Origin of the sequence: Paenibacillus sp. OSY-SE (assembly GCF_000283315.1) — a bacterium.
GTDB lineage: Bacteria > Bacillota > Bacilli > Paenibacillales > Paenibacillaceae > Paenibacillus_B > Paenibacillus_B profundus.
Genome location: NZ_ALKF01000170.1, coordinates 1 through 14,517 on the forward strand (window position 1 = coordinate 1; position 14,517 = coordinate 14,517).

Annotated in this window: 13 protein-coding genes; 12 read left to right on the forward strand and 1 reads right to left on the reverse strand. The window is 42.1% G+C overall.

The window, feature by feature from the left end:
* Positions 1 to 143 precede the first annotated feature (143 nt).
* A complete protein-coding gene (locus tag A372_RS0110175; protein ID WP_019420737.1) occupies positions 144 to 920 on the reverse strand; it encodes a Cof-type HAD-IIB family hydrolase in 777 nt (258 codons plus the stop codon).
* Between the two features lie 200 nt (positions 921 to 1,120).
* Between A372_RS0110175 and A372_RS0110180 the strand changes: the two genes are divergently transcribed.
* The 12 genes from A372_RS0110180 to A372_RS0110245 all read left to right on the forward strand — a co-directional run bounded on the left by A372_RS0110180 (position 1,121) and on the right by A372_RS0110245 (position 14,452).
* Positions 1,121 to 3,019: a hypothetical protein gene (locus A372_RS0110180; RefSeq protein ID WP_157259505.1), complete on the forward strand. Its 1,899-nt coding sequence runs from the start codon at positions 1,121 to 1,123 to the stop codon at positions 3,017 to 3,019.
* A 29-nt stretch (positions 3,020 to 3,048) separates the two neighbouring features.
* A complete protein-coding gene (locus tag A372_RS37305; protein WP_019420739.1) occupies positions 3,049 to 3,201 on the forward strand; it encodes a hypothetical protein in 153 nt (50 codons plus the stop codon).
* Positions 3,202 to 3,439: 238 nt separating this feature from the next.
* The gene (locus A372_RS0110195) at positions 3,440 to 6,178 is read left to right on the forward strand and encodes a WD40 repeat domain-containing protein (RefSeq protein ID WP_019420741.1); all 2,739 of its coding nucleotides are present in this window, start codon (positions 3,440 to 3,442) and stop codon (positions 6,176 to 6,178) included.
* A 467-nt stretch (positions 6,179 to 6,645) separates the two neighbouring features.
* Positions 6,646 to 7,431, forward strand: coding sequence for a MerR family transcriptional regulator (locus tag A372_RS0110205; protein WP_019420743.1), 786 nt, complete (start codon positions 6,646 to 6,648; stop codon positions 7,429 to 7,431).
* Between the two features lie 58 nt (positions 7,432 to 7,489).
* Positions 7,490 to 8,245 (forward strand): SDR family NAD(P)-dependent oxidoreductase, encoded by a 756-nt coding sequence (locus A372_RS0110210; protein WP_019420744.1) that lies wholly within the window; start codon positions 7,490 to 7,492, stop codon positions 8,243 to 8,245.
* A 620-nt stretch (positions 8,246 to 8,865) separates the two neighbouring features.
* A complete protein-coding gene (locus tag A372_RS33715) occupies positions 8,866 to 9,261 on the forward strand; it encodes a class I SAM-dependent methyltransferase (protein ID WP_019420745.1) in 396 nt (131 codons plus the stop codon).
* A gap of 19 nt (positions 9,262 to 9,280) precedes the next feature.
* Positions 9,281 to 9,559, forward strand: a complete 279-nt coding sequence (locus tag A372_RS0110220; RefSeq protein ID WP_019420746.1) for a hypothetical protein — start codon at positions 9,281 to 9,283, stop codon at positions 9,557 to 9,559.
* 104 nt (positions 9,560 to 9,663) lie between these two features.
* Entirely contained in the window at positions 9,664 to 10,548 is an 885-nt protein-coding gene (locus tag A372_RS0110225) for an aminoglycoside phosphotransferase family protein (RefSeq protein WP_019420747.1), read from the forward strand.
* 195 nt (positions 10,549 to 10,743) lie between these two features.
* Complete coding sequence (locus tag A372_RS0110230; RefSeq protein ID WP_019420748.1) at positions 10,744 to 11,439, forward strand: response regulator transcription factor; 696 nt, start codon at positions 10,744 to 10,746, stop codon at positions 11,437 to 11,439.
* Entirely contained in the window at positions 11,432 to 12,517 is a 1,086-nt protein-coding gene (locus tag A372_RS0110235; RefSeq protein ID WP_019420749.1) for a sensor histidine kinase, read from the forward strand. The genes A372_RS0110230 and A372_RS0110235 overlap by 8 nt, the downstream gene beginning before the upstream one ends.
* 157 nt (positions 12,518 to 12,674) lie before the next feature.
* Entirely contained in the window at positions 12,675 to 13,556 is an 882-nt protein-coding gene (locus A372_RS0110240; protein ID WP_026010987.1) for a carbohydrate ABC transporter permease, read from the forward strand.
* Positions 13,557 to 13,573: 17 nt separating this feature from the next.
* Positions 13,574 to 14,452, forward strand: a complete 879-nt coding sequence (locus A372_RS0110245; protein WP_019420751.1) for a carbohydrate ABC transporter permease — start codon at positions 13,574 to 13,576, stop codon at positions 14,450 to 14,452.
* Positions 14,453 to 14,517 lie beyond the last annotated feature (65 nt).

A 14,517-nucleotide genomic window follows, 5' to 3' on the forward strand; every position in this document is an offset into this window, starting at 1 on the left:
TGGAAATAAAGGTTGAAGCGGGTATAAAGTTGAGCACGGATAAAGCCGATAAAATCGTAGCATCTCGACGAAGAAGCAAGCATACCGCGCACAAAGGGGGTCAAACGGACAATAGCCCGCTAACCCCCTTTTGCCATATAAACTTATGAAATTAATCCAGCATGCCGAAGCCCTTGGCGGATTCCGCCCTCATCTACAGAAGAGGTGATGTAATCAGCATAAGGCAACAGTTGTGGATGAGAGTTGCCCATCGCGATTCCAAGCCCCACTTGCTGGAGCATCTCCATGTCATTGAGTCCGTCGCCAAATGCGACGGCATTCTCTGGAGTCAGGTTCAATCGTCGCAACATGGCTTCTATTCCGATGGCTTTGGAGCCGCCTTTTATCGTTACGTCCATCGCTTTTGGATGCCAGCGTATCAATCGAAGGTCGTCGAACACATGGTCATACAAATGCTCATCTTGCGCTTCGCAATGGAGGAACGCTTGATAGATATCTGTTTTACTCCAGAACTCAGGATCAAATCCAGGCTGCTCAACTCGAAGGGAATCTATAGATTCCACTACAAATGGATGAGCTTTGGAATTAGCATAAAACTGCTCATTGCCTTCAAACACAAGGGGATGATGGTTGCGACTTGCATATTCAACAAGCTTCTCTACACTGCCGCGCGGAAGAGGGCGTTGATATAGAGGTTCCCCCTTATAAACTACATAGGCTCCATTTAAGCTAACAAAAGATTCAATATGAAGCAGCTCGGCAAGCGGCTTAAAGAAGTAAGGGGCACGTCCCGTTGCGATCACAGGTTCAATCCCGTTTTCTTTAAGCTCAGCGATCGCCTCGATTGTGTCTTGCGGCACTCGTTTCTCATCATTAACCAGTGTGCCGTCGATGTCAAAAAATACAACGTTATAACTCATGTCAGGTCTCTGCTCCAATCTCTGTCTATGTCGATGCTGTATGCTTCCAGTGTAACATTGATTTGGGTCTGCAATAAATAGCTTAGTTTGAACAATGTGTACCAAAGCTCAGCTCAGTTCAGTTCGATGTAAAAACAAGCTGGGATATTTAATAGAAGCAGCAGGGGGAATACAGCGATATGAAGGTAAACCAATTATCCATGCAAGCGAATGAATTCATTCAGCAATGTGATAGAAGAACAACGATCACAGACAAAGAAATAGTAAAAGAATGGCTCAAGCAGAATGGGATTCCTGTCTTCCAGGCTTTACTGGATTTTCAGGAGAAGTATGGAGGGATTAACTATTCCTTTGGAGGAAAGCTGAACCACAGTTGCACATTAGATGTAATGAGGCATCCTGCAACGGGCTGCGGCATGCCCAAGGTCTTCAAATATAAGGACCAATATATGGTGGAATGTCTCCATTTTATCTATGAAGGCGTCCATAAAAGCGGTTATATGGACCGTGCCGGAAAATTGTATTATCTAAACTCAGAGAACCCTTATCCTTTCGTGAACAATATACAGGAATTGTTGGAGAAGCATGCGATTTATTACCGTTTATTGCAGAAGCAAAAACAATGGGTGGTGAGAGAACTTTATGAGTCCGATGTTACTGCATGGCTCTCCAATGCGGAGCAGAAACCTATCCCTCTGTTAGAGGCAAGTCAGGAAGATTCCACGTGGTGGCAAAGTCACGATGGCAAATTATTTGTATCTATTCATCGTGTTACGGGATCACGTTTTGCAGCTAAAGCGTATGCTGCGGATGCTGCTGTTTTGCAGCAGCATGGTCTTTCCAGCAATTTGTCACTCCAGGGATTCCCTTTTTCCTGCTTTTATGACCCGGAGAAAGAAACCGTTGAAATGGAGAATACGAAGGAAATCTATTGCTTCAATCAGCGATTATACAGAACCTGCAATTATTCCAGAGTTACTATTCAACAGGTGAAGGAAATCAAGGAGGTGCCTTTGTATCTATCGGGGCAAAAGGATATTCACGTCAAAAATCACGTGGAAGAGTTTTTGCTGAAGCTTCCAAATCTTGTACTCCCTATAGATGATTATGATCCTTCCCTGATTGAGTTTGCTAGGCAGAGCGGGGATGAAATGATATTAAAGCTAATCTCTTATTTAGCTGATATGAAGCATCCGGACGACAGAAATAGAAGAACACCGGCAGAACATAACCTGGATCGATTGTTATACCAAGAATATTTACGGCGTATGTCTTTAGTGGTGGAAGGGCAACCGGTAAAAGTAAACCCATTATTTTTTTACCCTTATCATGTAGCAAGAGCTCCGGAAGAGTTTGATATAGAAAATGATTATTTCGTAATAAAAAGAATGAGGCATTCCTATGTACGATCCATTAGCAAGTTGGCGTTTTTTTATATGAAGTGTGCGCAGCAAGGAAATGAAGCTGCTTCTCAAGCTTATCGCGTATATGAACCGCTGTTGCTGTTGTATTGTCTAGGAGGTTATATTCTCAAGGAGCATGGTTTTATTGAGGTGGGCGGCGGGGCATTCCATCAGCACAGTTGGCAGCTACTCATTGGCAAAGAGCCCATTGACATCTATCGGAGGGCCACTGAAGCTTGGGAACAGCGGAATTGGGAGCACGCGATAGCTCAAATTCAACGGATCAAATGGGCAGAGAAGAACGTCGCTCAGTCCCGTGTAAGCGATGAGATGTGGAATGTGGCGTTTGCTCGCATAGAACGTAAAATCGGGATCGATCCTTCCGAGTTTGCATTTCGGTCCGTTGATGAACAGCAGCTTGTATTCAAGCTTTTTGCAGCTTGCCCTGAATTACGCAGAGTACAAGGCACCCTTGCTCACTGGATTTGTGACAGCTATCTTCAATGGGCGGTATTGCTGGATCGGAAGCACCCTGTTGCGATGAAGTATCCATGCTTGTATGAACCGTTCATTGAACTGCTGCGTGATGAGAATCAGGCAGAGGCGTGGGAAGAACAGACGATGCTGTTGATTGCATTGCTGGAGCAGGAATCTATATTAAATTATGCTGATGCCTTACGGGGTAACGACCATTAAAATTCTACATAACGATTGGAGTACTGGCGATGGGATTGGACTTTCAGTTTGTTGTGGTGATGAAGGATAAAAATCGTGCTGCGTTATGGAAATACGTAGAGGAGCACGGTGAAAATAAAGATGATTATATTATTGCTCATTTCGGGATTCCGTCTCGATTCACCGCTGGTTTATTGGACTGAGCCAGACTGCGGATGCGGTTATGACCTATCTTGATTTGGAATATGAAGGAGAACGGCTCATTTATTATCGGGGTAACGAGATCAACATTGGACTCAAGGGTGGGGGACACTTGGATGTGGGTAAACAGAGGTTTCTTGAAATCATAGAGGCGTATGCTAATCGAACCGTGCATTTTGAGGGAGTTGAAAAATGAACAAGATATATGGATGAAAGTTTCGAATCATAGGAGGGGAAAGTGTGGGTCAGCGAGCGAATTTGATTCTAGTTAGAAATGGAAGTTATGAGTTGTACTATAGTCATTGGTGTGCCAATACGTTACCAAGGGATTTATTCTGGGGACCGGAAGAAACCCTTTCTTTTATTGAGGGACAGCAGCCTGCAGAGGGATGGCTTGATGACAGATGGGCAGAAGGCGGAGTAATTATGGATATGGACCATCAGGTATTACTCTGGTATGGCGGAGAGGATATCATGTATGATATTCCGCTTAGGCGGCAATTGTTTGCATTAATGCAGCCTTTATGGAGTGGTTGGGAACTAAGATGGGCCAAGGCGGGAATTGTTGATATGGCAATGTATTTACATTATCCGCTGGAGCACGTCAGATCGCTTGAATATACTACGGAATTAATATCATTAATCGAACCAGAGCCCAAAGATGGATTCATTCGAATAATTGCCAGCATCGTATTTCCAAATGGGGAATTGCGGATATTCCCGCTAAGCGGAACATTTGATGAATATTTATTAGCAGGTCCATCCTCATTTATTCAGGCTATAAGCCCGGCATCGGGGCAGCCAGAGCTTCGTGTGGCGGAATGGAGTGAGGACTTCCCGGATCAGGGATTTCATTTGGATACGAGACGTAGAAGCTTGGATATATGGTATGCAGGTGATGATTCTGACATCATTACGCATGTGAAAAAGTGCTGGCCAGACTGGACAGTCACGGATTTGGCTGATCAATATGAGGTACAAAGCGTTCTAACTGGAAACGCTGTTATTTTTTCTCCACAATCTCAAAGTAAGCTTATCAGTCAGTTACAGGAAATGCTGCTCTACTCTGCTTCAAGCAGTCCTGTAGATAGTATCAAGCTTTTTGCGGATTATCATGAAAAAGCGGGCAGGGAGGTTGAGGTAAACCCGCTGGCTTTGATTGATCATCCGCAGGGGGTGGCCTTTAACACACGCGAGGACAAATTTAAATTTGCGCTATCCCAAGCAATGCTTAATCAGGATTGTGATGAAGCTTTAAATTATAATGCAACCGGTTCATTTCATGATACAGTGAGGATATTTGCAAAATATGCTGAAAAGGATTGGCTGTCATCCTCATCACAGCAAAGCTGGCTGATGCATATGCAGGCATTTTTTCTATATATGGAAGCCCTTCTTTACATTGGACAGGTGCAGGATGTAGAAAAAACACAATTGGATTTATACAAAAAAATGCATACTGAGGGAACCAAACGTTTTGGATGTATCTATTCTTCGTCTGTGTTACTTCAGCTGGTAGAGGGAAGTTTGCTGCTATTTCAGCCTCATGGCAATACCGAACAAGTCATGCGAACATTGGGGCCATTGCGGGAACGGGAGCAATTGAAGCCCGAGCATAAGTTTAAAATAACCTATTATATGGCATTGGCTAATATTCAGGATGGTAATTTTGTGGATGCAAAAGCCAAGCTGGCAGAGGGAATGGAGACGAAGGAGCCTTTTTGGATTCGTAAATTGCAAGAACTTAACGACAGTATAGAAGAATACGAAAATCCACAGTCCGTATTATTGGAGGGTAAGAAGGGGAAGCGTCCTTTATTTGTGGAGCTGGCTCGTGGTGAGCAATGGGTCGGAGCTACCTCTTTAAGTCCAGATGGCTCTTTAACTGCTGTAATGTATATGGATGGATGGTTAAAATTGTCCAGAACTGCCGATGGGGATGAAATCGCTGCTTTTTCCGATAGTGTCTCTCTTTTTCAAGAGGAGAAGGCCACCAATATGAGTCTTGTGTTTAGTCCTGATGGTCATTTTTTGTTAGTGGGATTAGGTGTAGGCATTGTGAAAGTATATGATGTACAGAAGCTTAAGTTGCATGCAGAGCATTTGCACCCGGGACTTGATTGGGAGCAATTAGAGCGAAACGCTTATTATCATGAATATACATATGTGCAGTTTAGTGCGTCTGGAAAATATATGGTTATTGTTCCTACTGCTAAGGATTATGACCCGCAAGGGGATGACGGCTATCCAATTCCTTTGTATTACGGTACCTTTTACGTGATCGACTTCAGCACTGGAGAGGTTGTATTGGAGCATAGCTATAAAGAACGAAAAATTGGGGCTATTATGTTTAGTCCGGATGAGCGGTTGATTGCAGTTGGAATGTTTGGTAAAGAAGTCGTTGTGTGGGATATACAATGCCGGAAAACAATATTAGAACGCGATGATTTCGTCTGGCTAGGGCTTGCAGATTGTGTAGGCATGACTCAAACCTTAGCATTTACCGTGCATAGTGACAAACTGGTATATGCCTCTAAAAACGCTAAACTAACGGTGGTCGATCTCCTAGGTGAAGGCTGGAGTCATTCGGTTGCCTTTGAGCATAATTATGTTACTTGTGCTCTTTATGTGGACTCCAAAGATTACATTATTGCCGCTAAATATGCCCATTATAAACCTGTGATCATTACCAGATGGAAAATAGGTGACCCGAAGGAAGAGGTCTTGTTTATTGTCAGTCCCTATGTCGTGAAGGAATTTTCTGTGGATGAAGCTCACGATGAACTATGGGTGAGCAGCACGTCTACTGCAGAGCTTCGAAAATACAGCACTGGAGAGCTGGTTCGTAAATGGACTCCATATTCCTGGTGGTATTCCTATGGTGTGATCTATAATTCAATTTCTGTCAGCAGCCAAGCTGGTATGGTAGCAATAAGCCATCAAGAGGGGATTCGGATAGGGCGTTCGCGTAATTTTTAAGTATAAAGCGCACATCGTGTTCTAAAGTGATTTGTGATAGATCAAAAGACTTGGAGGGAACGAAATGAACGAAATGACCATTGAACAAAAAGTGCAACAGTTTATTACAGAGTTAGAAACTCGGGAGAGTATCGCAATAGAGTCTGTAAACTCTTCTGTGTAAACTCTCCAATCTATCTTCCTATTTTTTAGGACATACAGAGCCTTCCAAAGTGAACAAAAAATTGTGAGAAAATTACCTTTAGGATATCGTTATCTTAAAAGGTGATTTTTTTGTCTATACGGAAACGGCTTAATCAAATAAAGAAGAAAATCAAAGAAGGAAGAGGAACGGGAAGCGTTTCAGAATATATACGGTATCTATTCAGACGTCTCTTCAAGTGGGAGATCCACGTTTTATAAATTGAACTTAAATCCTGTAATGTATATTATAAGTTTAAATAGAATTGATAGTAGGTGATTTATCAGTGAATAATAATTTGCTTCTGATAAAAGAGTTTAGCAAGTTAACTGGCTTATCACGAAAAGCTTTGTATATTTATGATGAACATAATATTTTGAACCCTGTGTTTATTCATCCAGATAATGATTATCGATATTATGATAAGAATCAGTTACTAACTGCTAAACGAATAAATTTGTTGAAACAAGCAGGATTCACCTTAAATGACATCAGTAAAATCATTCATAGAAAGTTATCAGATGATGAAATAAATAACTTGATAGAAGAAAAGCTTCAACTGGAAATGAATAAGATAAAAGAGGCAAATCAAGCAATAAATAAATTGAAAGAGCTGAATCATGCGATTGCGATTTTAAATAATGAAGTCAATGAAGAGTATCTAGAATCATTGATCGTATATGAATATGAATTATTACCAAATGAAAATATATGTGTAGCGCTGAATAATTCAGAGGAATTGATTAATGAACTTAATGTTAAAAAAAATGAAAAAATCATCAAATATAAAATGACTGATAATAAAATTCACCCTGTTAGTATCGCCCTGCCATTAGAAAATCAGGAATTGAATCAATCGGGAGTGACAAGATATTTTGGTTTTCAAACGCAAAAGTTTTTCTGTGAAATTGATCCTTATCAAGAAGAGTCGGTATTAAAGATAAATGAAATAATGAAAAATAACGAATTAGAATTATCCGAACCATATATTTATGAACGTATATTAACCCCGGATGATTATCTGTATTCCTCCAAGCGCCTTTCGGAATTTATTTTTCCTTCTAAGTGTTAAGTAGTTGACCTTACCCTTAGGTTAACCTTTAGACTCTCTTTAAAGGAGGGGTTAACACATGAAGAACAATAATTACGCATTGGTAACAGGAGCTTCTAGAGGGATAGGAAAGGCAATCGCAATCCAACTTGCAAATGATGGGTTCAATTTATTATTACATTATAATCAAAATATTGAAAAAGCCAATCAGCTCAAAGAGGAAATTGAATCAATTGGCAGACAAGCACAGTTAATTCAGGGTGACTTCAATTCCAGTGAAGGAATTAAAGAATTTATTGAGAAAACTAAAAAATTGATAATCCAAGATAATAATGTATCACTGCATACAATCGTTCATAATGCTGGACATGCTACATCAAATGGATTTGGAGAAGTGGACTATGATGAGTTCGATCGGCTATTCAATGCAAATGTTAAAGCACCATATTTTATTACACAATCTCTAATCGGACTTTTAGAATCCAATGGCAGGATAATAAATCTATCATCAGGTGTGACACGTATCGCATTTCCTCATATGATGGTATACAGTATGACAAAAGGCGCAATTAATACAATGACATTTACACTGGCAAAGGAATTGGGTGAAAAAGGAATTACGATCAATTCCGTAATGCCTGGAATCATTGATACGGATTCAACTGCTAACTGGCTGCATACTGAAGAAGGTCAAGAAAATGCAAAGAATATGAGTGCTTTAAAAAGAGAGGGTCAACCAGAAGAAATTGCAAATGTTGTTTCGTTTTTAGCGAGTGACAAAGCGAGTTTTATTACTGGTCATAATATGGACGTAACTGGTGGAAGTCATCTGTAATGAGTTAAATGGTTTAACTAGAGACTTGATTTATTTAGAGCTTAGAATTAGGAATTTTTAGTGTAATGTGAACAGTTAAAAAAGAATACTCTATGCAGTTAGAAGATGGCTCCTGAATTCGAATTCGTCAGGGGTCATCTTTTTCAATGTCCATTGATAACGCTAGGTATTGTAAAGGTGCACATACGCTTCTATTCGTGTGCGCAGCTCCTCAAGAAGACCTGCTTCGCAACTACGTATAACAACGTATTAACGTATCGGTTCGCTAGCGCAAACCTCGGTCGTCAGATGTATTTCAGGAGGCGGTTTCATACGATACATCTGGGAACCTAACCGCGTCGCGGCCGGGCCCTTTGGATCTCTTTAGGTTCTCGGGTTCGTGAATACACGAAACGTTAGGCGACACAGCTTCTCCACAAAGGCGTCCCTCGCCCCCAGCCTCCTGGTGTTGGTTTTGCATTTCATTTTTGACGTTGGGAGTGACCGTGTATATCTTTCTTACAGTGAAGGATCGTGTTTTTTAAGTAGTAGGACGTATATTGTCATAGCGGTACGCTGTGACTAACAAATAAAATGTTGTTGGAAAATAGGGTTATTTATATGATGTGAGGTGAAAAGAAATGGGGACAATATCAGTATCTGAGCATTATGATTTGTTGATTGATGAAAATAATGATCCTGTTAATGACCCTGAGATACTGCAAAACTATATGGACAAGTGGGATGGAGACTTATTTATCGGTCAACTTAACATTAATCATAATAGTAATGCTTTGGAAATTGGAGCTGGTACAGGCAGACTGGCTCTTAAAGTATTAAAGATTGGGTGCAAAATATTCACAGGAATTGACATGTCTTCAAAAACGATCATCAGAGCAAAAGAACATTTGAGTAAATATGAAAATTGTTCGTTAATATGTGGAGATTACAATACGGCTCACACCATGTTAGGATGTTTCCTGATCATAAAGAAAGCTGTAAATATGATAAGATCAATATTGGACAGATCATGTTGATTTAAAGGAGGAAGAAGGGATGAGATGGCAAGAAGTAAGAGAACTGTTCCCCGACCAATTTGTTCTGGTTTCCATCCTTGATTATCAAGAGGAAGGCAATAAAAAGATAATAGATGAAGTAGCACCGATTCGCTCTATTTCAGACCAAGAAGCTAATAGAGAGTTTTTTCAAGCTGGGCCTGGAAATTTGGTATATCATACTTCTAATAAAGATTTTATTGTCTATATACGCAGGGATCCATTAATGAGAATGAGACGTTATTTATTTAATACAGGCTTGAAAATTATAGGACATTAACTAATAGAAGTGAAGTGGACGATTCTTACCGCACTTTTTGTATCAAGGGTTCGGGAGACATTCCAAGAACATTTTGTCATAATTAAAAATGAAAAGGATAAAAAATGATTGATATAAATACAAACTTAGTAGAAAAGCTAATTAAAGAGCAATTTCCCCAGTGGGCGAATTTACCGATAAAGCCTGTTGCCAAAAGCGGACACGACAACAGAACCTTTCATGTGGGCGATGAAATGACTGTTCGACTTCCAAGTGGTGAGGATTATGTGGCACAAGTTGAAAAGGAACTTATGTGGCTGCCCAAATTAAAGCCTTGTCTTTCTCTGCCCATATCATCACCTATTGCAAAGGGAGAGCCAAGTGTCGATTACCCATTTCCGTGGTCCGTAAACCGTTGGATTGATGGCGATACAGCAAGCCACAGCAATATTTCCGATGTAAACAAATTCGCCTGTGATTTAGCGTTGTTTCTAAAAGAGTTGCAAACGATTGATACCACAGATGCGCCGCTTGCAGGAAAACATAACTTTTATCGTGGCGGTGACTTATTTGTTTATCATGACGAAACAGAGAAAGCATTTGAAAAGCTGAAAGACGAGTTGCTCACCGATACATTAAAAGCTGTCTGGGAGCAAGGCATTCAGTCAAAATGGACATCAAAAAATGTTTGGATACACGGCGATGTTGCACCCGGTAATCTGCTTGTTAAAAACGGAGCGCTTTGCGCTGTAATTGATTTTGGAATTATGGGTGTGGGTGACCCGTCCTGTGACTATGCTATGGCGTGGACTTTCTTTGACAAGGACACCAGAAACGTATTCTTTCAAACACTCGGCACAGATAAAGGCACAATTGACAGAGCAAGAGGTTGGGCATTATGGAAAGCACTGATCACTTATCACGATGAAAATGTCGAGGTTGCCGCTAATGCAAAATATACGATTGGTGAAATTTTAGATGAAATGAATACACCTGACATCGCGTCCTGAGTGTCAGATGTAAAAGCAAAAGTTATTCAGACAAACACACGACCCGGCCTAAGATAGGAGCTATCTAAGGCCGGGTCGCGTCGCCGATCCGGGCACGTTAAGTGAAATCATAACCTGACGCTGATACTGTAACGAATCGGGAATAAATCTGATACAATCGTAGGTAATGTTAACTATATACAGGGAGTGGAAAGAATGAAGTCTATCACGATTCTGATCGCTGATGATGAGGCGGAGATTGCCGATCTGATCGAGCTGCATCTAGAAAAAGAGGGTTACCGCTGCATGAAAGTATCGGATGGGCAGGAAGCGATATCTGCGGTTAAGACGCATCCCATTGATTTGGCGATTCTAGATATTATGATGCCGAAGATGGATGGTTATGAGGTAACAAGGCAAATTCGAGAGCAGCATCATATGCCAATCATTTTTTTAAGCGCCAAAGCGACCGACCTCGATAAGATTGCAGGACTGGTCAGAGGAGCAGATGATTATGTGACCAAACCGTTCAACCCGATGGAACTGGTTGCCCGTGTAAATGCTCAGTTGAGGCGTTCCATGCAGTTCAATCAATCGGCGCCAGCGAACACACCTGTATTGGAGGCGGGCGGATTGGTCATCAATCCCGAACAGCGCACCGTATCCATTTATGGCAAGCCTATTGAACTAACTCCGAAAGAGTTTGATATTTTGTATCTGCTGGCCAGCTATCCAAAGAAAGTCTACAGCTCGGAAAATATTTTTCATCAGGTGTGGGGCGAGGCATACTATGAAGGAGGCAATACGGTCATGGTGCATATTCGTACCTTGCGCAAGAAACTTGGCGAAGACATGCATAAAAACAAACTGATCAAAACCGTCTGGGGAGTGGGATATACATTCAATGGCTAACATGATCCGAAGCTTTCGGTCTAAAATGATTCTGCTATTTGGTTTGAGCATGCTTTTTTCCGGCACGATTACGTATCTGCTCTATAAAGCTCTCCAACTCTATTATTATACGACTAGGTTCGAGAATCCATTAACTAGAGTTCGTTATTTTATGAGAGAAATTGGGGATATTAACTTCTTTTTGCTTATTTTTATTCCTCTCTCGATTTTGTTTTTCTTTCTTCTCACCAAACGGTATGCGGCTTATTTTGATCAAATTTCCAACGGAATTAATCAGCTTGCGAATGGCGACTTCAACAGTCGAATCGATATTCCATCCAAAGATGAGTTCGGGGATATTGCGAGAGACATTAATCTGGCAAGTGAAAAATTGCAGCAAGCTTTGGAGAAAGGAGATTTTGCGGAAAACAGCAAGGATCAGTTGGTCATGAATTTGGCTCATGATTTGCGTACGCCGCTGACTTCTGTGTTAGGTTATTTGGATTTTATTCTTCAGGACGATCAATTGACTGCAGAACAGATCCAACATTATACGAGTATTGCTTTTACCAAGTCTAAACGTCTAGAAAGGCTTATTGAAGAGCTGTTCGAGATCACGAGAATGAACTACGGCAGGCTTACCATAGAGAAAAAACCGATCGATCTAAGTGAGCTTCTCAACCAATTATGTGAAGAATTATTACCTATCTTTGAGAAAAACCAGCTAATGGCCAGATTGCAGGTCATTCCGCATTTGAATATATCGGGTGACGGGGAACTGCTGGCACGCGTATTCGAAAATCTGATGACTAACGCCGTTCGTTATGGAAGCGAAGGCGAGTTTATAGATATTCACGGCTATCTAGATGCAGAAGATGCAGTCATTCAAATTGTAAATTATGGGGATTGCATTCCCCCGGAAGAGCTGCCGAATGTATTCGATATGTTTTATACCGGTGATCAAGCGCGAACTCATCAAGAAGGGAGTACTGGCCTTGGCTTGTTCATTGCGAAAAATATTGTGGTGCAGCATCAAGGCACCATTTCGGTCCAAAGCAGTGTAACTCGTACGCTCTTTGAAGTCCGTTTACCGCAATAACTCTCATTCGAAGGCCTCGGTTAACGATTGTCGCCGTTCATTTAAGAAAAATTTTATATTTACCCTACTTCTTTTTTAAACAGTCTGCCCTATTCTAAAATGCATGAAGGGCAGGAGGAACCTGAGAATGAAGAAGTGGGGTTTTTGGCATGGCTTCATGATGAAGACAAAAATAAAAAGATGGTTACGCAAGGATGCAGCGGCGGCATGGATATTTCTCGCGCCGAGCGGTGCAGGATTTGCGCTGTTCTACCTGATTCCGTTTGCCGTGGGCGTGTTCTACTCTTTTATGGACCGTGCGGTAGACGGCCATTTTGTTGGATTGGATAATTACCGCGAGCTGCTGGCGAGCGATTCCTTCCGCAAGGCGGCATCCAATACGTTCTATTTCAGCGCGGTCAGTGTTCCGGTTATGCTTGCGCTGTCGCTAGGTGTGGCGATGCTGTTGAATAAAAATGTATATCTTCGAACATGGTTGCGGACGGCATATGTGCTGCCGCTTGTCGTTCCAGTCGCTTCGATTATTATGATCTGGCAGATGCTGTTCGATTGGAACGGCTCCCTGAACGCTTGGCTGAGCGGCTTCGGATTCGAACGTGTGGATTGGATGAAGACCGATGCGGCCCGAAATGTGGTGATTGTCGTTTATTTATGGAAGAACATTGGCTATAACGTGATTTTATTTTTGGCGGGACTGCAGCAAATTCCGAAGGATTATTACGAAACCGCCCAACTTGAAGGGGCCGGGCGCTTGCGGCAGTTCAGCAGCATTACGCTTGTCTACCTCACGTCCACGATGTTCTTTGTCGTCATCATGTCGATCATGAACTCGTTCAAAGTATTTCGGGAAACGTATTTGATCGCAGGCGATTATCCGCATGACAGCATATACATGCTGCAGCACTATATGAATAATATGTTCGCGTCGTTAGACATTCAGAAGCTGACTGCGGCGGCGACCTTGATGGTCGGCTGTATTCTGTTGATCGTCATGGGCTTGTTCGCGCTTGAACGCCGGTATCGGCAGTTCATGGAATAAGGGGGAGGGAAGGCCTGTTGCCAGTCGTGAAAATATTGCAAAAAAGTGGATTAACGGTCGTCACGGGCGCCATTGCGGCATTGTTATTATTCCCTATTGTGATTACATTCACAAATTCGCTCATGACAGAACAGGAAATTGGAATCAATTATGGGCCCATAGGGCAGATGTACGAAGCGGATGCAGGGAAAGCAACTCCTTTTGTGAATGTAAAATGGCTGCCGGATCAAGTGTCCTTGGAGCAGTATGGCAAGGTGTTGGTGAACAGCCCGAAATTTCTGATGATGTTTTGGAATTCGGTCTTTATGGTGGTGCCGATTATCGCAGGGCAGACCGTTGTAGCAGCGCTTGCTGCGTATGCTCTCTCCAAGCTGAATTTTCGCGGCCGTGATGCGCTGTTCCTTGTCTATCTCTTGTCGATGCTCATGCCTTTCCAAGTGACACTCGTGCCGAACTACATAATGGCCGATAAGCTGGGACTGCTGCACAGTTCGCATGCCATTATATGGCCTGGCATTTTCGCGGCTTTCGGCGTGTTCATGCTTCGCCAGTTCATGCTGCACATTCCGTATGCCTATATCGAAGCGGCTAAGATCGACGGTGCCGGTCACTTGCGGATTTTCCATACGATAATCATTCCCATGATCAAACCGGGTCTTTCCGCGCTTGTGATCCTCTTGTTCGTCGATTATTGGAACATGGTGGAGCAGCCGCTTATTTTTCTGGATGATCCGTTCAAGCAGCCGCTATCCGTTTATTTATCCAGGATTAACGAAGGCGAGCAGGGGGTTGCTTTCGCCGCATCCATACTCTACATGACTCCGATGGTGCTGCTGTTTCTGTATGCGGAAACGTATTTCATTGAAGGTATTCAACTGTCTGGCATCAAGGGGTAGCTTTGCGGTGCTGATGCTTACGATGCAAGTTTTGCTTAAGCAAAACGCTTAGGAGGAGAAAGACG